General features: G+C 68.4%; 22 protein-coding genes. 16 read left to right on the top strand and 6 right to left on the bottom strand.

What is annotated here, in order from left to right; translation table 11 throughout:
- Nucleotides 1-356: 356 nt before the first annotated feature.
- Nucleotides 357-1,352 carry an LLM class flavin-dependent oxidoreductase gene (locus tag ACLJO0_RS20095; protein ID WP_199746407.1) on the bottom strand — a complete coding sequence of 332 codons (996 nt, stop codon included), beginning with the start codon at nucleotides 1,350-1,352 and terminating at the stop codon, nucleotides 357-359.
- Between the two features lie 195 nt (nucleotides 1,353-1,547).
- Between ACLJO0_RS20095 and ACLJO0_RS20100 the strand changes: the two genes are divergently transcribed.
- Entirely contained in the window at nucleotides 1,548-5,336 is a 3,789-nt protein-coding gene (locus tag ACLJO0_RS20100; RefSeq protein WP_410580319.1) for a helix-turn-helix domain-containing protein, read from the top strand.
- Between the two features lie 253 nt (nucleotides 5,337-5,589).
- Here the strand turns inward: ACLJO0_RS20100 and ACLJO0_RS20105 are convergent, their stop codons facing one another.
- The gene (locus ACLJO0_RS20105) at nucleotides 5,590-7,704 is read right to left on the bottom strand and encodes a HelD family protein (protein WP_410580014.1); all 2,115 of its coding nucleotides are present in this window, start codon (nucleotides 7,702-7,704) and stop codon (nucleotides 5,590-5,592) included.
- Between the two features lie 122 nt (nucleotides 7,705-7,826).
- Here ACLJO0_RS20105 and rsmD point away from each other — a divergent pair, with 122 nt between their 5' ends.
- The 13 genes from rsmD to ACLJO0_RS20170 all read left to right on the top strand — a co-directional run bounded on the left by rsmD (nucleotide 7,827) and on the right by ACLJO0_RS20170 (nucleotide 17,043).
- Nucleotides 7,827-8,381 (top strand): 16S rRNA (guanine(966)-N(2))-methyltransferase RsmD, encoded by a 555-nt coding sequence (gene rsmD / locus ACLJO0_RS20110; protein WP_410580015.1) that lies wholly within the window; start codon nucleotides 7,827-7,829, stop codon nucleotides 8,379-8,381.
- Nucleotides 8,382-8,434: 53 nt separating this feature from the next.
- Nucleotides 8,435-8,917 (top strand): pantetheine-phosphate adenylyltransferase, encoded by a 483-nt coding sequence (gene coaD, locus ACLJO0_RS20115; RefSeq protein WP_125792591.1) that lies wholly within the window; start codon nucleotides 8,435-8,437, stop codon nucleotides 8,915-8,917.
- 99 nt (nucleotides 8,918-9,016) lie between these two features.
- On the top strand, nucleotides 9,017-9,709 hold the full coding sequence (locus ACLJO0_RS20120) for a ribonuclease domain-containing protein (RefSeq protein WP_410580016.1): 693 nt from the start codon (nucleotides 9,017-9,019) through the stop codon (nucleotides 9,707-9,709).
- A gap of 67 nt (nucleotides 9,710-9,776) precedes the next feature.
- A complete protein-coding gene (locus ACLJO0_RS20125; protein WP_410580017.1) occupies nucleotides 9,777-10,292 on the top strand; it encodes an RNA polymerase sigma factor in 516 nt (171 codons plus the stop codon).
- Nucleotides 10,292-11,098 (top strand): hypothetical protein, encoded by an 807-nt coding sequence (locus tag ACLJO0_RS20130; protein ID WP_410580018.1) that lies wholly within the window; start codon nucleotides 10,292-10,294, stop codon nucleotides 11,096-11,098. Before ACLJO0_RS20125 ends, ACLJO0_RS20130 begins: the two co-directional genes overlap by 1 nt.
- Nucleotides 11,099-11,222: 124 nt before the next feature.
- Nucleotides 11,223-11,948: a DivIVA domain-containing protein gene (locus tag ACLJO0_RS20135; RefSeq protein WP_410580019.1), complete on the top strand. Its 726-nt coding sequence runs from the start codon at nucleotides 11,223-11,225 to the stop codon at nucleotides 11,946-11,948.
- Between the two features lie 266 nt (nucleotides 11,949-12,214).
- Nucleotides 12,215-12,832: a YceD family protein gene (locus tag ACLJO0_RS20140; RefSeq protein ID WP_410580020.1), complete on the top strand. Its 618-nt coding sequence runs from the start codon at nucleotides 12,215-12,217 to the stop codon at nucleotides 12,830-12,832.
- Between the two features lie 72 nt (nucleotides 12,833-12,904).
- A complete protein-coding gene (gene rpmF, locus ACLJO0_RS20145) occupies nucleotides 12,905-13,087 on the top strand; it encodes a 50S ribosomal protein L32 (protein WP_005160412.1) in 183 nt (60 codons plus the stop codon).
- Nucleotides 13,088-13,102: 15 nt separating this feature from the next.
- A complete protein-coding gene (gene rnc, locus ACLJO0_RS20150; RefSeq protein ID WP_199748877.1) occupies nucleotides 13,103-13,849 on the top strand; it encodes a ribonuclease III in 747 nt (248 codons plus the stop codon).
- Between the two features lie 80 nt (nucleotides 13,850-13,929).
- Nucleotides 13,930-14,790 (top strand): bifunctional DNA-formamidopyrimidine glycosylase/DNA-(apurinic or apyrimidinic site) lyase, encoded by an 861-nt coding sequence (mutM, locus tag ACLJO0_RS20155; RefSeq protein ID WP_410580021.1) that lies wholly within the window; start codon nucleotides 13,930-13,932, stop codon nucleotides 14,788-14,790.
- 67 nt (nucleotides 14,791-14,857) lie between these two features.
- Nucleotides 14,858-15,289 (top strand): XRE family transcriptional regulator, encoded by a 432-nt coding sequence (locus ACLJO0_RS20160; protein WP_410580022.1) that lies wholly within the window; start codon nucleotides 14,858-14,860, stop codon nucleotides 15,287-15,289.
- Nucleotides 15,290-15,298: 9 nt separating this feature from the next.
- Nucleotides 15,299-15,862 (top strand): hypothetical protein, encoded by a 564-nt coding sequence (locus tag ACLJO0_RS20165; RefSeq protein WP_410580023.1) that lies wholly within the window; start codon nucleotides 15,299-15,301, stop codon nucleotides 15,860-15,862.
- Nucleotides 15,859-17,043 (top strand): MAB_1171c family putative transporter, encoded by a 1,185-nt coding sequence (locus ACLJO0_RS20170; protein WP_410580024.1) that lies wholly within the window; start codon nucleotides 15,859-15,861, stop codon nucleotides 17,041-17,043. The genes ACLJO0_RS20165 and ACLJO0_RS20170 overlap by 4 nt, the downstream gene beginning before the upstream one ends.
- Here ACLJO0_RS20170 and ACLJO0_RS20175 read toward each other — a convergent pair.
- The 4 genes from ACLJO0_RS20175 to ACLJO0_RS20190 are packed head-to-tail and all read right to left on the bottom strand — an operon-like array spanning nucleotide 17,040 to nucleotide 19,230.
- The gene (locus ACLJO0_RS20175; protein ID WP_410580025.1) at nucleotides 17,040-17,249 is read right to left on the bottom strand and encodes a DoxX family protein; all 210 of its coding nucleotides are present in this window, start codon (nucleotides 17,247-17,249) and stop codon (nucleotides 17,040-17,042) included. The genes ACLJO0_RS20170 and ACLJO0_RS20175 overlap by 4 nt on opposite strands.
- A 27-nt stretch (nucleotides 17,250-17,276) precedes the next feature.
- On the bottom strand, nucleotides 17,277-17,966 hold the full coding sequence (locus ACLJO0_RS20180) for an ABC transporter permease (protein WP_410580026.1): 690 nt from the start codon (nucleotides 17,964-17,966) through the stop codon (nucleotides 17,277-17,279).
- Entirely contained in the window at nucleotides 17,963-18,856 is an 894-nt protein-coding gene (locus ACLJO0_RS20185) for an ABC transporter ATP-binding protein (RefSeq protein ID WP_410580027.1), read from the bottom strand. The genes ACLJO0_RS20180 and ACLJO0_RS20185 overlap by 4 nt, the downstream gene beginning before the upstream one ends.
- A complete protein-coding gene (locus ACLJO0_RS20190; protein ID WP_005160428.1) occupies nucleotides 18,853-19,230 on the bottom strand; it encodes a GntR family transcriptional regulator in 378 nt (125 codons plus the stop codon). The genes ACLJO0_RS20185 and ACLJO0_RS20190 overlap by 4 nt, the downstream gene beginning before the upstream one ends.
- Nucleotides 19,231-19,394: 164 nt before the next feature.
- On the opposite strand from ACLJO0_RS20190, the gene ACLJO0_RS20195 reads away from it, so the two are divergent.
- Together ACLJO0_RS20195 and ACLJO0_RS20200 are read left to right on the top strand one after the other, a co-directional pair.
- A complete protein-coding gene (locus tag ACLJO0_RS20195) occupies nucleotides 19,395-19,718 on the top strand; it encodes a PadR family transcriptional regulator (protein WP_034323457.1) in 324 nt (107 codons plus the stop codon).
- Nucleotides 19,715-20,944, top strand: coding sequence for a DUF1700 domain-containing protein (locus ACLJO0_RS20200; RefSeq protein ID WP_410580028.1), 1,230 nt, complete (start codon nucleotides 19,715-19,717; stop codon nucleotides 20,942-20,944). The genes ACLJO0_RS20195 and ACLJO0_RS20200 overlap by 4 nt, the downstream gene beginning before the upstream one ends.
- The last annotated feature ends 128 nt before the right edge of the window (nucleotides 20,945-21,072 follow it).

Consider the following 21,072-nt stretch of genomic DNA (forward strand, 5'->3'; position numbering starts at 1 on the left):
ACGTGCCTGCCTGGTGACAAGAACTTCGGTGTGATCAAGACGTCACGTCCTGGTAACCGGTGAATTCTTGTTCTTTTTTGACAAAGGCGAACGGGGATCTTGTCCGTTCTTTCGTGCTCGGCGGCGCGTTGGTCCATTCGTGGCGTGGGGGGCGGCTCGGCGCTCGCTTAGGTCGCTTCACGGAACCAGCCTGGGCGCCAAGTGTCGTGAAAGTCCGTGAGGGCCTCCTTCCCTACCCTCAAGGTAGGCAAGGAGGCCCTCACCGCGCGCCGCCGGCAGGCCTGCGGACGCCATGAAAGGTCCTTTACTTGCAAAATTTGCAAGTAAAGGACCTTTCATGGCACCGGGACCGCCCGTCAGCGCGCCAGGTCGGCCACCAGCTCGTACGACCGCACCCGGTCCGCCTGGTCGTGCACCATGGTCGTGATCATCAGCTCGTTCGCGCCCGTGTCGGCGAGCAGTGTCTCGAGTCCCTTGTGGACGGTCTCGGGCGAGCCGATGATGCTGCTCGCGGCCCGGTCCTCGATGAACACGCGCTCGATGTCGGTGTACGGGTAGGCCGCGGCCTCTTCCGGCGTCGGAAGCGGGATGGGGCGGCCCTTGCGCAGGCTGAGGAAGGTCAGGCCACTCGGAGCGGCCAGGTACTGGGCGCGCTCGTCGGTCTCGGCGGCGACCACGGAGACGCCGAGCATGACGTACGGCTCGTCCAGGACGTCCGACGGTTTGAACGCGTCGCGGTAGAGCGCCACGGCGGGAAGCGTGTTCTCGGCGCTGAAGTGGTGCGCGAACGAGAACGGCAGGCCCAGTTCGCCCGCCATCCGCGCGCTGAAGCCGCTTGACCCGAGCAGCCACACCGGCGGCTTGTTGCCTTCGGCGGTCACGGCGTTGACCGCGCGCTGGTCGGAGTGCTCGAAGTAGGCCAGTAGTTCCGCGAACTGCTGCGGGAAGTTCTCCGCGGAGAGCCCGCCGGGTCCACGCAGCGCCAGCGCGGTCCGCTGGTCGGTGCCCGGCGCGCGGCCGATGCCGAGGTCGATCCGGCCGGGGTGGAACGCCTCCAGGGTGCCGAACTGCTCGGCCACCACCAGCGGCGCGTGGTTCGGCAGCATGACCCCGCCGGAGCCGACCCGGATGCGTTCGGTGGCGGCGGCGACCTGGCCGATCATCACGGCGGTCGCGGAGCTGGCGATCCCTGGCATGTTGTGGTGCTCGGCGAGCCAGTACCGGTGATAGCCGAGCGCCTCGGTCCGGCGCGCGAGGTCGAGGGTGTTGCGCAGTGAGTCGCTCACGCCGCCCCCGGCCACGACGGGCGAGAGGTCGAGCACGGACAGCGGGATGTCAGGCAAAGAGGTCACGCATCGGTACAACGCGGCGGGCCCCCGATCCCTTCCCGTGACGTCGAGCACCTGTCAATCGATCGAAATTAACCGACTCGATGTACCCGGTACTCGGCGGAGTTCCCCCGTTTCCAAGGTACGGTTGCCCCCGAATGCGATCGTGGGAAAACCACTGAAAAGAAAGGATTAAGGGTGCCGCGTCCGGAGCGACCTTTGGACCCCGGGGACGATCCGTTACTGGAGTTCGCCGCCGATCTCCGGCGTCTGCGGGAGAAGGCCGGAAATCCGACGTACCGCGAGCTGGGCAGGCGTGCCCATTACTCCGCGGGCACCCTCTCCGAAGCGGCCGGCGGGAAGAAGATGCCCAGCTTGGCGGTGACGTTGGCCTACGTCCGGGCGTGCGACGGCCCCGAGGAGGAGTGGGAGGCCCGCTGGCACGACGTGACCGAGCGGACGCGCGCCGGAGTCAGCGATTCACGGGTTGCTCCACTGAATGGGGAATCTGCCCCTTATATCGGTCTGACCGCATTCGGGGCGGCTGACGCGAGCCGATTCTTCGGTCGCGAACGACTCGTCCGAAAACTCGTCACGAGGCTTTCGGACCAACGATTCTTGGCGGTTCTGGGCGCTTCCGGTTCCGGTAAGTCGTCCTTGCTCCGGGCGGGTCTGCTCCCGGCGGCGGGCGAGACGTCCGTGACCCTGCTGATGACTCCCGGTTCACGGCCGCTGCAGGAGTGCGCCGTCCAGTTCGGCGCCGCGCTCGGGCTCGCGCCCGGCGGCCTGCTCGCCGAGTTCACCGGACATCCGCGCAACCTCGGCCTCGCCGCCCGTCAGCTGGTCGCCGACCGCGAGGGTGACGTCGTGCTGGTCGTCGACCAGTTCGAAGAGGTCTTCACGCTGTGCCAGGACGTCGACGAGCGGGCCGCCTTCCTGTCCGCGCTCGTCACCGCGACGACCGAACCGGAGAGCCGGACCAGGGTCGTCCTCGGCATCCGCACCGACTTCTACACGCACTGCGCGCGGCATCCCGAGCTGGTCGAGGCCATGCAGGACGCGCAGATCCTCGTCGGCCCGATGAGCACCGAAGAGCTGCGGCAGGCCATCTCACGGCCGGCCATCGACGCCGGGTACCGCGTCGAGAACGCGCTGGTCTCGCGGCTCGTCGCCGACGCGACCGGGCAGCCCGGCGTGCTGCCGCTGCTCTCGCACGCGCTGCTGGAGACCTGGCGCCGCCGCCACGGCAACACCCTCACCCTCACCGGCTACGAATCCAGCGGCGGGATCGAACGGTCGGTCGCGCAGACCTCCGAGCACACCTTCACCGCGCTGAGCGAGCACCAGCAACGGCTGGCGAACCAGATCTTCCTGCGGATGACCGCGCTCGGCGAAGGCACCGAGGACACCAAACGCCGCATCACCCGCGACGAGGTGGACGCGGACGACCCGGACGTCGCCGTCGTGCTGGACAGGCTGGCGTCGTCGCGGCTGGTCACCCTCGACGACAACGGCATCGAGATCGCGCACGAGGCGCTGATCCGGGGCTGGCCGCGCCTGCGCGAGTGGCTCGCCGAAGACCGTGAGGGCCTGCGCGTGCACCGTCAGCTCACCGAGGCGACCGACGCGTGGGAATCGGTCGGCCGCGACGACGGCTGGCTCTACCGCGGCGCGCGGCTGTCCATCGCCAGGGAGTGGGCGGGGGAGCACGACAGCGCGCTTTCCCAGCGCGAACGCCGGTTCCTCGACGCGAGCGTGGCGATCGAAAACCACGAACAGACCGTCGCGCGGCGACGCACCCGGCGGCTACGCCAGCTGGTCGCACTCCTGGCCGTGCTGCTGGTGCTGGCGACGGCCGCGATGGCGTACGCCGTGCGAGCCGAGCAGACCGCGACGAGCCAGCGCAACAACGCCCTCGCGCAGAAGGTCGCCGGGCAGGCCATCGAGATGCGGCCGACGAATCCGGCGCTGGCCGCGCAGCTCGCGCTGGCGGCATACCGCGTCGATCCGAGCGTGGACACCCGCGGCAGCGTCCTCGGGATGTTCGAATCGCCGTACTCGACCCGGGTCAGCGGCCACGGCCACCGCGTCAACGCGGCCGCCCTGCGCGGCGACGGCCAGGTGATGGTGACCGGCAGCTGGGACCATACGGCCAAGCTGTGGGACGTCGGCGATCCCCATCGCCCGAGGGAACTGGCCACGTTGTCCGGGCACACCGAGAACGTCAACTCGGTGGCGTTCGGCGCCGGCGTGGTCGCGACGGCGGGCTGGGACAAGATCGTGCGGCTGTGGAACGTCGCCGATCCGGCGAAACCCGGGCCGGGCGTCGTGGTCGGGGAGCATCCGAGCCGGGTCAACGCGGTGGCGTTCAGCCCGAAGGCGGCGGTGCTCGCCACCGCGGACGGCGGCGGCACGGTGCGCCTGTTCGACGTCCGCGATCCCGCGAAACCGGTGCTCGCGGCCACCCTCGCCGGGCACACCGGCAACGTCAACGGTCTCGCGTACGCCCCCGATGGGCGGACGCTCGTCTCGACCGGCGCCGACAAGACCGCGCGGTTGTGGGACGTCGCCGACCCGCTCAAGACCAAGCCACTCGGCGTGGTGAACGGGCACACGGCCGGGGTCCACTCCGCGACGTTCGGCCCGGACGGCCGGACGCTCGCCACCGCGAGCATCGACCAGACCGCGCGCCTGTGGAACGTCGCCGACCCGATGGCGCCGACGACGCTGGGGACGATGGCCGCGCACAGGACCATCGTGCGGTCCGTGGCGTTCAGCCCGGACGGGACGACGCTGGTCACCACCGGTTTCGACCGCGCCGCGCGGCTGTGGGACATCACCGATCCGGGGAAGCCGCGCGAGAAACCGGCGCTCGTCGGGCATACCGCGGCCGTGGTCTGGGCGGTGTTCTCGCCGGACGGCCGCACACTGGTGACCGCGAGCGACGACCAGACGGTGCGGCTGTGGGATCTGCCGGGGCCCGCGATCAGCGGCCCGGCGAGGTCGGCCTGCCGGGCGGTCTACAGCTCCGACGGGAAACTGCTGGCCACCGGCAGTCAGGACGGCGCGGTGCGCCTGGTCGACGTCGCCGACACCCGGAACCCGCGTGAGCTCGGCAAGATCGCGGGCTTCGGCCAAGGTGTCTGCGGACTCGCGTTCAGTCCGGACGGCCGGACGCTCGCCGCCGGCTCCTGGGACCACACGATGCGGCTGATCGACGTCACCGATCCGCGGAAGCCGGTCGACACCGGCGTCTTCTACCGGCCGGAGGAGGAGATCGACCCGGTCGCGTTCAGTCCGGACGGCCGCACGCTCGCGACCGCGGGCAGCGGGCACACGGTGAAACTGTGGGACGTGGCCGACATCCGGCGGCCCGTCGAACTCGCGACCCTCACCGGGCACGAGGACGACGTCCATTCGATCGCGTTCAGCCCGGACGGCCGCACCGTGCTGAGCGGCGGCTGGGACCACACCGCGCGGCTGTGGGACGTCTCGATGGCGAAGGCGCCGAAGCAGCTTTCGGTGCTGGAGGGACATTCCGACACGGTGTTCTCGGTGGCCTACAGCCCGGACGGAAAACTCGCCGCCACCGGGAGCGCCGATCGCACCGGCAGGCTGTGGGACGTGACGAATCCGGCGGCTCCCCGGCAGGCGGCGCTGCTGTCCGGGCACACGGACAACGTCATCTCGGTCGCGTTCGGCGGGGACGGGAAGACGCTCGCGACCGGCAGCTACGACCGGTCCGTGCGACTATGGGATGTCTCCGATCCCGGAGCCGTCCGGGAATCGGCGAACCTGACCGACGACGTCGATCGGGTCAACGCGGTGGCGTTCGCTCCCGACGGGCACACCCTCGCGGGCTCTGTCGCGGACGGCAGCGTGCGGTTGTGGGAAACCAGCCCCGAACGGGCCGCCGAACGCATCTGCGCGACCGTGTACCCGCGGATCACACCCGAAGAGTGGGAACAACACCTGCCGGGGCTCGATTACCGGCCTCCGTGCCCGTGACCACGGCCGATTCGTTGTTCGGCGTTGTTGTTCGGTGGATCGGCCGTGACACCGAACAACGAAGAGGCGCTAGAAATACCCCTGGACGTGCGATGCGTCCCCACATCGTTCACTCACCGGGGGTCTGAAGGGCTCCTTCAGGGCATTCACCAGTGTCCTGAAGGAGCCCTTCAGCTTTTTTCACGCAATTCGGCACCAGGTTGCGGTAGTCGGCGATGCGAACTACCGCAACCTGGTGCCGAATTGCGGGGGGTCAGGCGGCCGGGATCCAGTCCGGGTTCGAGGCGAGGACGGTCAGCTGCTGGGTCGCGCGGGTCAGCGCGACGTACAGCACGCGGCGTCCGGTGGTCGACTCCGTGATGAGGTCGTTGGGCTCCACCAGGACGACCGCGTCGTATTCGAGGCCCTTGGAGTCGAGGCTGCCGACGACCTTGAGCCGCTCGTCCGAAAGTTCGGCGAGCCAGCCCTCGACCTCGGGCACCCGGTCCATGGCGGTGATCACGCCGACGGTGCCTTCGACGGCCCCCATCAGCTCCTTCACCGCGGCCTGCGTGGCCGCCTCCAGGCCGGCGGCCTCGACCGGCCGGACCTCCGGCGTGATACCGGTCTGCCGCACCGCGCGCGGGAGCTCGTCGGCCTCGGCGTGCCCGGCGACGACCTTCGCGGCCAGGTCGAAGATCTCCGCCGAGTTCCGGTAGTTGGTGCGCAGGGTGAACCGCCGCCGCGTCGTCTTGAGCCCGAAGGCCTGGTCACGTGCCATCGCGGCCTCGGCCGGATCCGGCCACGAACTCTGCACCGGGTCGCCGACCACGGTCCAGCTCGCGTACTTCCCGCGCCGCCCGACCATCCGCCACTGCATCGGCGAGAGGTCCTGCGACTCGTCGACGACCACGTGCGAGTACTCGTCGTAGTGCTGGGGCCGGGTCGGGGCGCCGCCGCGTTCCGGGTTGACCTCGATGGTCTGCCTGCCCTTGCGCCGCTTCGGCGGCTCGCCGATCAGGACGCGCAGCTCGTCGAGCAGTGCGACGTCCGCGATGGTCCAGCCGCGCGAACGGTCGGCGAAGTCGGCCGCGAGCAGGCTGATCTCGTTGCGGTTGAGCAGGCCCTTCGCCGCGGCGGCGAGCCGCTTCTCCACGCCGAGCCACCGCAGGATCTGCGCCGGGTACAGGATCGGCCACCAGACCACCAGGAACCGGTGGAACTCGATGCGCTCGCCGAGTTCGCTGATCAGCTCGGCCTTGTCGATCTGACGGCCGTCGTCCTTCGCGTGCTGGTCGGCCTTCGCGGCGAGCGCGTCGAGCAGCAGTTCGGCGGCGCGGATCCGCGACCGGTTCGGCGGCCCGCCCGCGGTGTGCACCTTGCGGCGCACCTTGTCGAGTTCGCGCGCGTCGAGCCGCAGCACCTCGCCGCGGTAGACCATCTTCATGTCCTCGGGCGCGTCTTCCGGGGTGTCCCGCAGCGCGCGCAGCAGGATCTTGCGCATCCGCAGCGATCCCTTGATCGCCGCCAGCGGCGCCGGGTCCTGACGGGTCGCTTCGAGGCCGTCGAGGACCTCGCCGAGCGCGCGCAGTTCGACGTTCGTCTCACCCATCGACGGCAGCACCCGCGAGATGTAGCTGGTGAACACCCCGGACGGGCCGATCACCAGCACGCCGGCGCCGCCGAGCTGGCGACGGTGGCGGTAGAGCAGGTACGCCGCGCGGTGCAGCGCGACCGCGGTCTTGCCGGTGCCGGGGCCGCCGGTGATCTCCGTGACCCCGCGCCACGGCGCCCGGATGACCTCGTCCTGCTCCTTCTGGATGGTGGCGACGATGTCCCGCATCTTCTCGCCGCGCGACCGCCCGAGCGCGGCCATCAGCGCGCCTTCGCCGACGATCTGCATGTTCTCGGGGACCGCGTCGGCGATCAGGACGTCGTCGTCGACGTCGAGCACGTTCTGGCCGGAGCACCGGATCACCCGGCGCCGGACGACGTCCATCGGCTCCTCGGCCGTCGCCTGGTAGAACGCCGCCGCCGCGGGCGCGCGCCAGTCGGTGACGAGGTTGTCGAACTCGGCGTCGCGGATGCCGAGACGGCCGACGTAGATGTGGTCGTTGTCGAGATGGTCGAGCCTGCCGAAGACCAGGCCTTCGTACTCCGCGTCGAGGGTCTGCAGGGTCTGATTGGCGTGGTACACCATCATGTCCCGTTCGAACAGCATCGACGCCTGCTCGAAGATCGCTTCCCGCCCGGCGCCATGGCCGATTTCATAGCCCTTGGTACGCATGGCCTCTGCCTGGGCTCGCAATTCGGCGAGCCGGGTGTAGACCGTGTCCACATGGGCTTGCTCGATGGCGATCTCGGCCCGTCTGACCCGAGGTTCGGACACGCAACGCTCCTAAACGCTTCTATCGCCTCCGAGGGCGAAGGACGACTCTACGCGAGCTGGGCGGCGGCTTCACCAAGTCCCGGCCAACGTCACGGCCGAAGGCGTTGAGGCACGATGCTCCAATGACCAGGATCGTGGCGGGGACCGCGGGCGGCAGGCGGTTGAAGGTCCCTCCGAAGGGCACGCGGCCCACGTCGGAACGCGTGCGCGAGGCGCTGTTCAACGCGCTGGAGGTCGCCGGCGAGCTGCAGGGGGCCCAGGTCCTCGACCTTTACGCCGGTTCGGGTGCGCTCGGGCTGGAGGCGTTGTCCCGCGGCGCGTCGGGCGCGCTGTTCGTCGAACACGACCGGCGCGCGGTCGAAGTGCTCAAGGGGAACGTCGCCACGCTGGGCCTCGGCGGCACGGTCCGGGCCGGGACCGTCGAGTCCGTCGTCGCCGCTCCGGCGCCGGAAACGTTCGACATCGTCCTCGCGGATCCGCCGTACGCTGTCGATTCCACCCGCCTGGGGGAGGTCATGGCCGCGCTCGCGGCGGGCCGGTGGGTCGTGGACGGGGCGCTGGTGGTGATCGAACGGGCCGCGCGGGACGGCGAACCGGACTGGCCGCCCGGCTTCGAACCGATGCGCACGAAGCGCTACGGCGACACCGCGCTCTACTGGGCGGAGTATCAGGTGTGAGACGGCACACTGATGAACGCGCAGGGGTCCCTTCTCCTTGGTAGCGTCCGCGCATGCGGCGTGCGGTCTGTCCCGGGTCCTACGACCCGGCCACCAATGGACATCTCGACATCATCGAGCGGGCGGCCAAGCTGTTCGACGAGGTCGTCGTCGCGGTGGGGGTGAACAAGAGCAAGAAAGGCCTGTTCACCACCGAGGAGCGGATGGACATGCTGCGCGAGATCACCGCGAAGCTGCCGAACGTGCGCGTGGATTCCTGGCAAGGACTCTTGGTCGACTACTGCCGCGAGAACGACATCATCGCGGTCGCGAAGGGGCTGCGTTCGGTCAGCGACTTCGACTACGAGCTCCAGATGGCACAGATGAACCGTGAGCTGACCGGGCTCGAAACCCTGCTGATGGCGAACAACCCGGCGTACGGGTTCGTGTCGAGTTCGCTGGTCAAAGAGGTCTCCGCGCTCGGGGGCGACATCGAGCACCTCGTCCCGCCGATAGTGTTCAAACGCCTCATGGAGAAGCACTCCGAACGAGGTTGACCCGAACGGCCGAAGCCGTTGGTCGGTCAACGGTGAACGGCGGTGAAGAGTTCATCTCGGCGCCTTCTGGTGAATACACGATCGGGTTACGGTCCGAAAATGACCAACAAACGATCGCGGATCGCCGCCGCGCTGCTCGTTCTGCTTGTCACGTTCTTCGGCGGGCTGAGTGCCGCGCAGGCCACGGCCGCCCCCGTCTCGATCCAGCAGAATCCGTGCGGGGATCTCACCGGGTTCAAGCACGTGTCGCTCTCGTCGCTGCCCGCCGAGGCGACGACGACCTACAACCTCATCCAGAAGGGTGGCCCGTTCCCGTACCCGGACAAGGACGGCACGGTCTTCTCCAACCGCGAGAACATCCTCCCGAAGTGCGCTTCGGGCTACTACCGCGAGTACACGGTCCCGACGCCGGGCTCACCCGATCGCGGTGCGCGCCGCATCGTCACCGGTAACGCCGGCGAGCACTTCTACACCGCCGACCACTACAAGACCTTCTCCGTGATCGACGCCGACGGCACGCCCGCTCCGAAGTGCGGTGACACCTCGAAGCTGACGAAGGTCGGCTACTCGACGCTGTCTTCCGCGGCGAAGTCCGTGGTGGACAAGGCCCGCGGCGGCGCGACCGGCACGGTCTACGAGAACCGCGAAGGTGTGCTGCCGTCGTGCGCCGCCGGCTACTACCAGCTGTTCCCGGTGGGCACGAGCGACCGCGTGATCTCCGGCAAGGGCGGGGAGATCATCTACACCCCGGACCGTTACGCGACCTTCAAGCTGGTGAACCTCAACGGCTGATCCGCTCAGGCAACATTTCGTGCCTCCCCGTCCGTGAGATACACCGGAACACGGACGAGGAGGCACGATGCGGTCTGGGGACGATGCGAGCTTCAGGGAGTTCGCCAGGGAGAAGGCGCTACCGCTCAGGCGGACGGCGTATCTGCTCTGCGGCGACTGGCATCTCGCGGAGGATCTGGTCCAAACCGCGCTCATCAAGCTCTACCGGGTCTGGCCGAAGGTCCGCCGGAAAGGGCCCGTCGACAACTACACGAGGCAGATCCTGATGCGCTGCTGGCTCGACGAGCGGCGACGACCTTGGCGGAGCAGAGAGAACCGCGACGGCGTCGTCCCCGAAGAGCCCGCCATCCCGGCCGATACCGGGGTCTCGGATTCGCTGCTTCACGCCCTCGCCGAAGTTCCGCCGAAACAGCGCGCCACCGTCGTGCTGCGCTACTGCGCCGATCTCCCGGTCGCGGAGGTCGCCGTCGCGCTGCGCTGTTCGGAAGGGACGGTCAGGAGCCAGGCCGCGCGAGGGCTCGACGCCCTCCGCGCGGCCCTGCAGAGACAGCACGACGAGGCTGTCTCCGGGAGGAGCGCGTGATGGACGAACTCGAAAACAGGCTGCGCGGGATCAAATTGGCCGAGCCGCCGCTCGGCTTCGACCCGGACGAGCTCGCCGTGACGGCGGCGAAGAGGACGCGGAACCGGCGGGCGGTGGCGTCGACGGGTGCCGCGACGCTGGCGGTGATCGTGGCGGCGGTGGTGTTCGTGGCGCCGGGAGACGACCCGGTGGCCACCCCCGCCGGGCCGCCATCCCCGACGACCGTCCAAGCGATCCCGGAGAAAACCCGGAAACCGCCGGTGTCGCCGAAGGTGAATCTGACGGCTCAGAAAGCGCGGATCACCGGGCATCTGGCGGCCAGCCTGCCCACCGTGCTCGCCGGGGCCAGGGATATCCATGTCCGCTCCGTACATCAGCTGCGGACCGAGAACGACTGGGACGTGCTCGTCTTCATGGTCGGCTACCGGGACGCTTCCGGCGCCGAACGGCCCTTGGTGCTCACGATCAGCGGAACCGAGGCCGCCAAACTGGGCTTCTCCCTCGAAGACAGCTGCGAACCGGGCCGGAAGGCCATCAACGGATTCGATGCGGACATCGCCGGGGTGACGACCGGGGAACCGGTGGACTGCGTGAAGACGCCCCGAGCCGACGGAAGCACCGTCGTCGTCTCCGGAATCGTCCCGTCGTTGCCCGCCGGCGACGTCGAGCCCGCCCGGGGCGTGACGCTGTACCGAGCCGACGGCACGTCGGTCGCCGTGACCGCCGGCACGGGCGACGGCGGCTCGATTCCGGCCGATGACCAGCTGGTCGGACTGGTCACGGATCCGGAGCTCAACCTCCGGTAGGTGGCGCGCGGTACCGGCGGGGACACGCCCGGTACCGCGCGCTTTCACCCCTTACGGCGGCGATGAGGGCAAACTGATCTCAGGGAATGTGGGGATCGCTGTAGCAGTAGGTAGGGAGTGGGCCGTGTACCGGGTTTTCGAGGCGCTCGACGAGCTCGTCACCATCGTGGAGGAAGCCCGCGGCGTGCCGATGACCTCCAGTTGTGTCGTTCCACGCGGCGACACCCTCGAACTGCTCGACGACATCCGCGACGCCCTCCCGGGTGAAGTGGACGACGCGCAGGACGTCCTCGACAAGCGCGACCAGCTGATCCAGACCGCCCGCACCGAAGCGGCGGAGACCGTCTCGACGGCGAACACCGAGGCCGACCGCACGGTCGCCGAAGCGCAGGCCGAGGCCGAGCGCATCCTCGCCGACGCCCGCGCCCGCGCCGAGCAGATGATGAGCGACGCGCACGGCGAGGCCGAGCGCATGGTCGCCGCCGGACAGGCCGAATTCCAGAACCTCACCGACCGCTCCCGCGCGGAGTCGGAGCGGATGATCCAGGCCGGCCGCGACGCCTACGAGCGCGCCATCGAGGACGGCCGCGCCGAACAGGCCCGGCTCGTCGCCCAGACCGAGGTCGTCCAGGCCGCGCACGGCGAGGCGGCCCGCATCGTCGACGAAGCGCACGTCGAGGCAGACAAGCAGCGCAGCGACTGCGACGCCTACGTCGACGGCAAGCTGGCCGAGTTCTCCGAACTGTTGGCGACCACGCTGCGGACGGTCGACTCCGGGCGCAACCACCTGCGGTCCCCGGTCAACCTGCCGGGCAACAGCCGGACGTCGCTGTACGACTACCAGTCTTAATCCCTCAAGTACATGAAGGCCCCCTTCCTTGCGCCTAGGTACAGGAAGGGGGCCTTCATGTACTTGAAGGTTGCTCCCGGGAGCACGGAGAGCAAGGGACCTGCGCTATAGCTCGACAGCTGGTCCGTTCGGCAGCGGAGGTAGTGAGGGCCTCCTTCACTACTTTGAGGGTAGGTAAGGAGGCCTTCACGGTCTCTGGGTCCCTCAAGGAGCCTTCATGGACGTGCCCGTAAAGAAGTGGCGGGGACTGCGTACCCTGGTCACCGATGTCTGAGAACAAGTCGCCGCAGGCCAGGCCTGCGCAACTGGACGGCCGGAACCCGTGGGTGCTCGACACCCGCGAACTCGGCCGTCACGCCGGCCTGAGCAAGGCCGTCCAACGCACCATTCCCGTCGAGACCGCGCTCGGTGTGCCCGACGTCATCACCATCGACGCCGGCTCCGGCCTGGAACTCGACCTGATGCTCGAATCCGTCGTCGAGGGTGTGCTCGTCAGCGGTACGGCGTCCGCCGTCGCGACGGGGCACTGCTCGCGGTGCCTCGACCCGATCACGGAAGACGTCGAGGTCGACCTGACCGAGCTCTTCGCCTACCCCGGCTCCGCGACCGAGGAGACCACCGACGAGGACGAGATCCCTCGCCTGGTGGACGACCGGATCGACCTCGAGCCGACGGTCCGGGACGCGGTGGTGCTGGCGCTGCCGCTGGCCCCGCTGTGCACCGAGGACTGCCGGGGACTGTGCATCGAATGCGGTGTCAAGTGGGCCGATCTCGAGCCCGGGCACGGGCATGAGAAGATAGACCCTCGGTGGGCCACGCTGGTGAGGCGTTTCGGCGACGAAACGGCCGATGACCAGGCTGATGGCCCCGGAAAGCAAGCCTGACGAGCACCAGCTCGTTCCGGAGAAGCAAGTTCGCTCGCGACCGCGGGCAGACCGTCTGAAGGAGATCTACTCGTGGCCGTCCCGAAGCGGAAGATGTCGCGATCCAACACCCGCGCGCGCCGCAGCCAGTGGAAGGCGGCTCCGGTTCAGCTGGTGCCCTGCTCCAACCGCGCCTGCAAGCAGCCGAAGCTCCAGCACATCGCGTGCCCGGCCTGCGGCCAGCACAACGGTCGCCAGGTCGTCGAGCCCGCCTGATCGGCAGCTGACGACATGGGGGGCAAGTCGGCCGGTGGACCACCCGTGGACACCGCACCACTGCTCGAAGCACTCGGGATCACGATCGAACCCGAGCTGCTGACGTTGTCGTTGACCCACCGTTCTTATGCGTATGAGAACGGTGGGTTGCCACCGAACGAGCGCCTGGAATTCCTCGGGGACGCGGTGCTGGGTCTGGTCGTCACCGACCACCTCTACAACACCCATCCCGACCTGGCCGAAGGTCAGCTCGCGAAGCTCCGTGCCAGCGTGGTCAACATGCACGCGCTGGCCAGGGTCGCGCGCGGCCTCGGCGAAGGTGGGCTCGGCAAGCACCTGTTGCTGGGCAAGGGCGAAGAGCTCACCGGTGGCCGGGACAAGGCGAGCATCCTCGCCGACGGTCTCGAAGCCGTCATCGGCGCCGCGTACCAGCAGCACGGCATCGACATCGCGCGCAAGCTCGTGCATCACCTGTTCGACGGTCTGCTCGCCGAAGCGCCGCTGCGTGGCGCCGGACTGGACTGGAAGACCAGCCTCCAGGAGCTGACCGCGTCGGCCGGGCTCGGCGTGCCCGAGTACAAGGTCGAGGACACCGGTCCCGATCACCGCAAGGAGTTCACCGCGACCGTCCTCGTCGGCGGGCGTGAACTCGGCTACGGCTCGGGAACGACCAAGAAGGAAGCCGAGCAGAAGGCCGCCGAGACGGCCTGGCGACAGCTTTCGGCCGAACTCGACGTCGAACAGCCGCCGAAGACCACCTGAGTCCCGCACTCCCTCGTGAGTGGTAATAACGGTTCTGACCGTCATTACCACTCACGAGGGCCGGTGGGAGAATCGACGTCATGCCCGAACTCCCCGAGGTCGAGGTGGTCCGAGCCGGGCTCGAGGCGCATGCCTCCGGCCGGACGATCACCGAGGTCGAAGTTCTCCACGCCCGCGCGATCCGCCGTCACGAACTCGGCGCCGAGGATTTCACCGGACGCCTTTCCGGCACCAAGATCACCGCCGCCCGTCGTCGCGGCAAGTACCTGTGGCTGGAGCTTTCCGACGGCCAGGCCATGCTCGCGCACCTGGGCATGAGCGGCCAGATGCTGGTACAGCCCGAAGAAGCGCCTGACGAGAAGCACCTTCGCGTGCGATTCCGCTTCGCCGATAACGGGCCCGAGCTGCGCTTCGTCGATCAGCGGACTTTCGGTGGTCTCGCGCTCGCGGAACTCACCGAGGTCGACGGGACCGCGTTGCCGTCCACCATCGCGCATATCGCCCGCGACCCGATGGACCCGCGCTTCGACCTCGACCAGGCCGTCCGCGCGCTGCGGTCGAGGCGGACGGAGCTCAAACGCGCCCTGCTCGACCAGACCCTCGTCTCCGGTATCGGCAACATCTACGCCGACGAAGCCCTCTGGCGATCCAAACTCCACTGGGCCCGGCCCACCGAAAAGCTCACCGCGGCACAGGGCCGGACGGTCCTCACCGCCGCCGGTGAGGTCATGGACGCCGCGCTCGTCGCGGGCGGGACGTCGTTCGACGCCTTGTACGTCAACATCAACGGTGAATCCGGGTATTTCGACCGGTCGCTCGACGCCTATGGACAGGAAGGCCTGCCCTGCGGCCGGTGCGGAACCGCGATCCGGCGCGATCCCTTCATGAACCGCTCGTCCTTTTCGTGCCCCCGGTGCCAGCCGCGTCCTCGTTTGAGGTGAAAACTGTCGTGTACGGCGCGGGTGTCGCGTCAACTAGCATGAACGGGCACGACATTGAGGGAGTGGGATGGTGGCCGCGACCGAGCCCGGCAAGACGACGCTCGCCGAGAAGATCGACAAGCTGTTCCAGATCGTGCTGAGACCCGATCGTGAGCCGTACAGCCACGAAGAGGTCGCCAAGGCGTGCCGGGAAGCCACCGGCGAGAGCTTCTCGACGACGTACCTGTGGCAGTTGCGCACAGGTCGCCGCGACAATCCCACGAAACGCCACCTCGAGGCGCTCGCCCAGTTCTTCGGTGTCTCGCCGGCGTACTTCTTCGACGACGAGCAGAGCGCCAAGATCGCCGAGGAGCTCGCGCTGCTCGGCGCCCTCCGCGACGCCGGTGTCCGGGATGTCGCGCTGCGGGCCGTAACACTTTCCCCCGATGGACTCGACACCATCAGCGACATGATCGACGCGATCGCCCGCAGGGAATCCGGACGGGGCGGCACGAAGTAGGAGACGTGAGTGGACCGCCGCCGTAAAGAGCTGTGGCGCCGCTGCCGGGGTCTCGCCGACGGCGTCGCTCTTCCCGAACCCTTCGACGCCGAGGCTTTCACCGCCGAATTGGCCGCCGAACGCGGCCGCCCGATCGAGCTGATGCAGGTCAGCGTCCCTTCCAGCGGCCCGTGCGGGCTGCTGATGAGTACCGAGCGCGCGGATTACATCCTCTATCCGACCAACACCACCGCCCTGCACCGGCGGCATATCCTCCTGCACGAGGTCGGCCACCTGTTGTGCGGCCACACCGGTTCGGACGTCGGCACCGACGGGATCGCGCTCGACGCCGCCGCCAGCAAGACCCTCATGCCGAACCTGTCGCCAGAACTCGTCCGCCGTGTCCTCGGCCGTACGAGTTACAGCGCCGTCGAGGAGCAGGAGGCCGAATTGCTCGCCAGTCTGCTCGCGCAACGCGTCGCACGGACGACGGTGCGCGGAGCGGCGCGTCTCGACGAGAGCGGGAGCGACCTCGCCGGTGGCATGGCCAGGGTCGACGACCTCTTCGGCAGCCGGAAACGGCGCCGGCCGTGACCGAGACCATCGCGTATTTCTGCTGCGTGGTGGCTTTCGCGGGCTTCGGGTACAAGCTCATCCAGGCCCGGCACACCCAGCCGCTGCGGCGGATGTGGTTCCTCAGCGCGTTCGGGATGTGCATCGCGGGCGGCATCATGCTGCTCACCCCGGCCATGGAGAACGCCGTCGGCGTCGAGGAACCCATCGGAAGCCTGCTGAACCTGGGGGCCGATCTGCTCAAGATCGGCGCGATGGCCTTCGCGGTCGCGTTCGCGCATTCGCTGAAACTGGGGGAGGACAAGCGGATCGGCTGGCACGCGCTGCTGTCCTGGATCGTCGTGGCCGCCGAGATCGTGCTCTTCTTCCTCTCCGACAGTTACCGCGTCGGCGAGCACACCGCCGCCGGGCCGGGCAGGCTCGGCTGGTTCGTCGCGTACAACGTCCTTTTCCTCGTCTACGGTCTGATCAGCCTGCTGACCTTCTCGATCGTCTTCGCCCGCTTCGCGCGCCATGCCGATCCGGGCTCGCTCCGCACCGGGCTGTGGCTGCTCGTCGGCGGCGGGGTCGCCGCGCTGGGCTGGACCTTCTGGGACGTCGACGACATCTACATCCTCGCCACCACCGGCGAAGTCAACGCCGGTGAGGAAACCGTCTCGTCGATCCTGGCGGCGCTGAGCGTCGGGCTCGCCGGGGCGGGCGCGACGCTCAGCGTGTGGGGGCCCGCGCTGGCCACCCCGTTCCGCCTGATCGGCACGTACCGGACGTATCGCCGGATCGAGCCGTTGTGGACCGCGATGCGCGAAGCCGTCCCGGGAATCGCGCTGGACCCGGGGCCCGGTATGCCGGGCGGCGTCGAGTTCGCCTTGTACCGCAGGGTGATCGAGATCCGAGACGGCCATCTCGCGCTGCGTCCCTACTTCGATCCGGACGTGCCGCCGGTCGCGGAAGCCGAAGCACGCAAGGCGAAGATCCCCGAATCCCGGGTCCCCGCGACGATCGAAGCCGCGGCCTTGGCCGCCGCGCTCGTCGCTTCCGAGGCGGGCCGCCGGTACGCCCCCGACGACGTTCCGGCGGCCTACCTCGACGAGCCGGACATCGCCACCGAAGCGGCGTGGCTGGTGGAGGTCACGCGCGCCTGGCGACGGTCCACTGTGGTCGGACGCATTCGCGACCGAGCCCGTGAAACGCTTGCTGCTTAAGCCGAAACGATCGCGGTGACGGCGGCCGTCACCAGGCCCGCCGCGCCGGCGATCTCGAGAACGCCGATCCCCTGGATCTCCCGGACCGAGAAGCCGAGCCTCTCGGTCCGGGAGATCAACGACGGCTGACGCAGGACCTTCGCCACCCCCAGTACGGCGAAGATCGCGACCAGCAGCACCGACAACACCACATGAGTCACGGCCATAACGGAACTCCCTGGTGTGGAAGGACTTCAGACGGTGACGCGGCGCATCGTGGCGAAACCGCCGGCCCCCGCGACGCAGACCAGCAGGGCAAGCACCCCGGTCACGCCGCCGACGGTCAGCGTGCTGAAGAACGTGCCGAGTTTCGGCCAGGAATCGGTCCAGCTGAGCAGCAGCACCCCGCCCACCAGCACCAGGACCTGCGCGGCAGCGAACAGGACCACGCCCAGTACCGCGGCACGCCGGTAGATCAGGCCGTACCACATGCCGTAGACGAACATCAGCGTCAGGAAGACGAACGACGTGAGCAGGGTCAGGTACCAGGAGCCGTCGAGCAGCCAGGGCACCCGGAAGTAATTGAGGCCGAGCCCCCAGCCTCCGGTCGCTTCCTCGATCGCCTGGAACACGACGATCCCCACCGCGTAAAGCGCGGAAAGCCCGGCCACCAGCAGGATCGTACCGAGGTAGTACGACCGCCTCGACACGCCGAGCGCGAGCCCGAACGGCAGCGACTTCGTCATGCTCAAGGCACCGCAGACGAGCATGAACACGTACAGCGTGAACAGGCCGCCGGAGTAGTTCTCCTCGGGCGTCTCGGGAATCACCGAGAAGATGGTGAGATTCACCAAGAACGCGAAGAACGTGACGCCGACCGGGAGGACCAGGAACTGGAGCCGGTCGACGAGGTGGTAGCGCGCGACTTTGATCAGGGTGTTCATGCGGACGCCTCCTCCGCTGTCGTCTGTCCGGTGTTGGAGGTGTGCACCATCAGCTGCTGCAGGGAAAGCGGTTCGAGCTTCAGGTGCAGGGCCTGTGCCCGTGCCTTTGCGGCGGCGTCGAGCGCGTCGGCGACGGTGACCGAAGCCCGCGAACCGATCTTGCGGCGGTGCAGCACGCGGCGGCCGGCGACGAAGGATTCCACCGCCGTGGCGGGCCCGCTGACCGTGGCGGCCGAGCCGCGCAGTTCGTCGGCGGGCGCGTCGAGCACGACGCGGCCCTTGTCGATCATCACCACGTGCTCCAGCAGATCCGCCACCTCGTCGATCAGGTGCGTGGAGAGCAGAACCGTGCGCGGATGAGTCGAATAGTCGTCGAGCAACCGGTCGTAGAACAGTTGGCGCGCGACGGCGTCGAGGCCCGCGTACGGCTCGTCGAGCAGCGTGAGTTCCGCCCGGGCCGCCAGCCCGATCGTGATCGACAGTGCCGAGCGCATCCCTCGCGAGAGCTTCTTGATCGGGCGCTTCGTCGGCAGGTCGAAGTCGCGGAGCAGCGTGTCGGCCAGTTCCGCGTCCCAGTTCGGATAGAACCACGACGCCGCCGAAAGGGCGTGCCGGACCTTGAAGTCCGGGAACTGCTGGTCTTCGCGGACGAGTACCAGGCGCTGGAGCACCCGTTCGTTCTCCACCGGGTTCTCGCCGAACACGCGGACCGAGCCCGTGCTGGCGAACTCCTGCGCGGTGACGATGCGCAGAAAGGTGCTCTTGCCCGCGCCGTTGCGGCCGAGCAGTCCGGTGATCTTGCCTTCTTCGATGTCGACCGAGACATCGCCGAGTGCGAGGTGGTCGCCGTAGCGCCGGGTCAGGCCGGTGGTCGAAATGGTCGGCGTCATGCGGCGGGTCCTCCGTTCCGGTGTCCGTTCCCGCGGATGAGCGAGATCAGGGTTTCGTCGTCGATGCCGAGGCGTCGCGCTTCGATGAGCATCGGGTCGAGGTACTGCTCGGCGAACCGTTGCCGCCGGTCGGTGAGCAGCTTCTGCCGCGCGCCGCCGGCGACGAACATGCCGATACCGCGCCGCTTTTCGAGCAGTCCGTCGTCGGCGAGCACGTTGATCCCCTTGGCCGCCGTCGCCGGATTGATCCGGTAGAAGGCGGCGAGTTCGTTGGTTGACGGCACGCGTTCCCCCTCGGCCAGGCTTCCCTCGGCGATGTCGTCGGCGATCTGTTCGGCGATCTGCACGAACAGGGGTGTTCCTTCGTCGAGCACGACACCTCCGTTCCCAGTCTTCGTGCACCCGTGCCGGGTGCTGTGGTTCATTACTGGAGTAAGTAACCCATGAACCACTCGTTCGACGCAAGTGGGTTCCGCCGTGCGCACTACTGTGCAATGCGTGGTACCTTCTGTTGCGTAAGACTGGGAGGGACGCGACTGTGGAGATCAGTCAGCTACTTAAAGGCGTGCTGGACCTCGCCGTTCTCGCGGTACTTCGCGGAGAGGACGGTTATGGCTACGACGTGCTCCGAAGACTTCGCATCGCGGGGTTGCAGGAAGTGGGCGACGCTTCGGTGTACGGAACGCTTCGGCGGCTTTACAAGGCAGGCCTGCTGACGTCGTACGTGGTGCCGAGTGAAGAAGGCCCGCACCGCAAGTACTACAGCCTCAACGAACCGGGTCGCCAGCGCCTCGAAGAGTCGGGGCAGACCTGGCGGACTTTCGCCACGACAATGAACAGCCTGTTGGGAGAGGCAGCATGAGCACGCAGAATCCGACCGCCGTGCGGGTGTATCTGGCGAGGGTCAGGAGCGCGCTCGCCGACCTTCCCGAGAGCGAAGTCGAGGAGATCCTCGAAGACGTCCGGCCCCATCTCGCCGAGATGGAGGCGGAACTGGGGGAGAACCCCAAGGTCGACGCCTTGATCGAGCGGCTGGGCAGCCCCGAGAGCTATGCGGCCGAACTGCGGGCTTCGGGTGGCTATCCGCCGCGTCCGGCCGACGCGGGTGACCAGACCACCGTGCTGAAGGCGAAGACCGGGATCGGCGGAGCGCGGTTCGCGTTCTGGGGCCTGGTGTTCTCCGTCGGCGGCTTCGCGCTGTTCGGCTTCGCCGCCGCGGTGTGGGTCCGGGTGGAACCGTTGGTGGGCCTGCTCTTCGTCGCCCCCGTGTTCGCGATCAGCGTCGCCTACGTGGTCCGCAAGGGCGTCGCCCCGATCGCGGAACTGCCCGAGGTGGTCAAACTCCGCGAGATCGCGGCCTCGTTCCAGAAAGACCGGAACAGCAAGGGACTGAACTACTTCCGCACGCTCAAGCCGGCGTGGTGGATACTGTGCGCGGCGGTGCTGGTCGTGTTCGGTCTGCTGCTCGTGGTCCGCGACACCGAGGCCGTTTTGCTGCTGCCGCTGATGCTGCTGGCGGCCGTCGCCGTGGTGTGGGCGGGCCCGAAACTGAAGGCCGACCGGCGGCTGCTGTGGCTGGCCGTGCCGATCTCGGCGTTCGTCGTCGGCAGCATGCTCGGCGGCGCGGGTGCGGCGGTCGACCTGATCGCGAAACGGTCCTACGGCAACGGTTCCTACAACAGCCCCTACTCGCCGAGCTACAACGACAACTACGGCAACCCGCAGTTGATGTACGGCAGCCAGGACGTGGAGAACATCTACGCCTTCGACGCCGAAGGCAAGCCGCTGACCGAGATCTACCTCTACGACGAGAACGGCCGTCCGCTCAGCACCACGCGGTACGCCTGCGAGAGGAGCACGGGCGAGAAGCGGAAGGTCGGTGACGACAACCGCTACCCGCGGCCGCGGCTCGAACGAGGCGTCCAGGACAACGACGGAAACCTGAACGGCTACAACGGTTCCCGCGGCTACTGCCAGGAACGGGCCGACATCCCGTTCAGTGCGGCGATCCCGAAGGGTGCGCCGGTGCCGCCGACTTCTCAGGCCGCTCCGCCGTCGTCCACCTCGGTGGCGCCGCCGACGCGCTAGGTGGTCCGGGTGGAGGCGGCCGTCGGGGGCGCCTCCACCCGGTTTCGCATTTCGTCATCTGGATGCGGTAGTTCGCGTTCCCAACCACCGCATCCAGATGACGAAATGCGGATGCGACGATCGCCCCG

Source organism: Amycolatopsis sp. lyj-108, from assembly GCF_046549005.1.
Lineage (GTDB): Bacteria > Actinomycetota > Actinomycetes > Mycobacteriales > Pseudonocardiaceae > Amycolatopsis.

Bases quoted from the DNA above. Each gene is read 5' to 3' on its own strand.
- rsmD (WP_410580015.1), top strand. From the start codon at position 7,827: ATGACCAGGATCGTGGCGGGGACCGCGGGCGGCAGGCGGTTGAAGGTC.
- coaD (WP_125792591.1), top strand. From the start codon at position 8,435: ATGCGGCGTGCGGTCTGTCCCGGGTCCTACGACCCGGCCACCAATGGA.
- ACLJO0_RS20120 (WP_410580016.1), top strand. From the start codon at position 9,017: ATGACCAACAAACGATCGCGGATCGCCGCCGCGCTGCTCGTTCTGCTT.
- ACLJO0_RS20125 (WP_410580017.1), top strand. From the start codon at position 9,777: ATGCGGTCTGGGGACGATGCGAGCTTCAGGGAGTTCGCCAGGGAGAAG.
- ACLJO0_RS20130 (WP_410580018.1), top strand. From the start codon at position 10,292: ATGGACGAACTCGAAAACAGGCTGCGCGGGATCAAATTGGCCGAGCCG.
- ACLJO0_RS20140 (WP_410580020.1), top strand. From the start codon at position 12,215: ATGTCTGAGAACAAGTCGCCGCAGGCCAGGCCTGCGCAACTGGACGGC.
- rnc (WP_199748877.1), top strand. From the start codon at position 13,103: ATGGGGGGCAAGTCGGCCGGTGGACCACCCGTGGACACCGCACCACTG.
- mutM (WP_410580021.1), top strand. From the start codon at position 13,930: ATGCCCGAACTCCCCGAGGTCGAGGTGGTCCGAGCCGGGCTCGAGGCG.
- ACLJO0_RS20160 (WP_410580022.1), top strand. From the start codon at position 14,858: ATGGTGGCCGCGACCGAGCCCGGCAAGACGACGCTCGCCGAGAAGATC.
- ACLJO0_RS20175 (WP_410580025.1), bottom strand. From the start codon at position 17,249: ATGGCCGTGACTCATGTGGTGTTGTCGGTGCTGCTGGTCGCGATCTTC.
- ACLJO0_RS20180 (WP_410580026.1), bottom strand. From the start codon at position 17,966: ATGAACACCCTGATCAAAGTCGCGCGCTACCACCTCGTCGACCGGCTC.
- ACLJO0_RS20185 (WP_410580027.1), bottom strand. From the start codon at position 18,856: ATGACGCCGACCATTTCGACCACCGGCCTGACCCGGCGCTACGGCGAC.
- ACLJO0_RS20200 (WP_410580028.1), top strand. From the start codon at position 19,715: ATGAGCACGCAGAATCCGACCGCCGTGCGGGTGTATCTGGCGAGGGTC.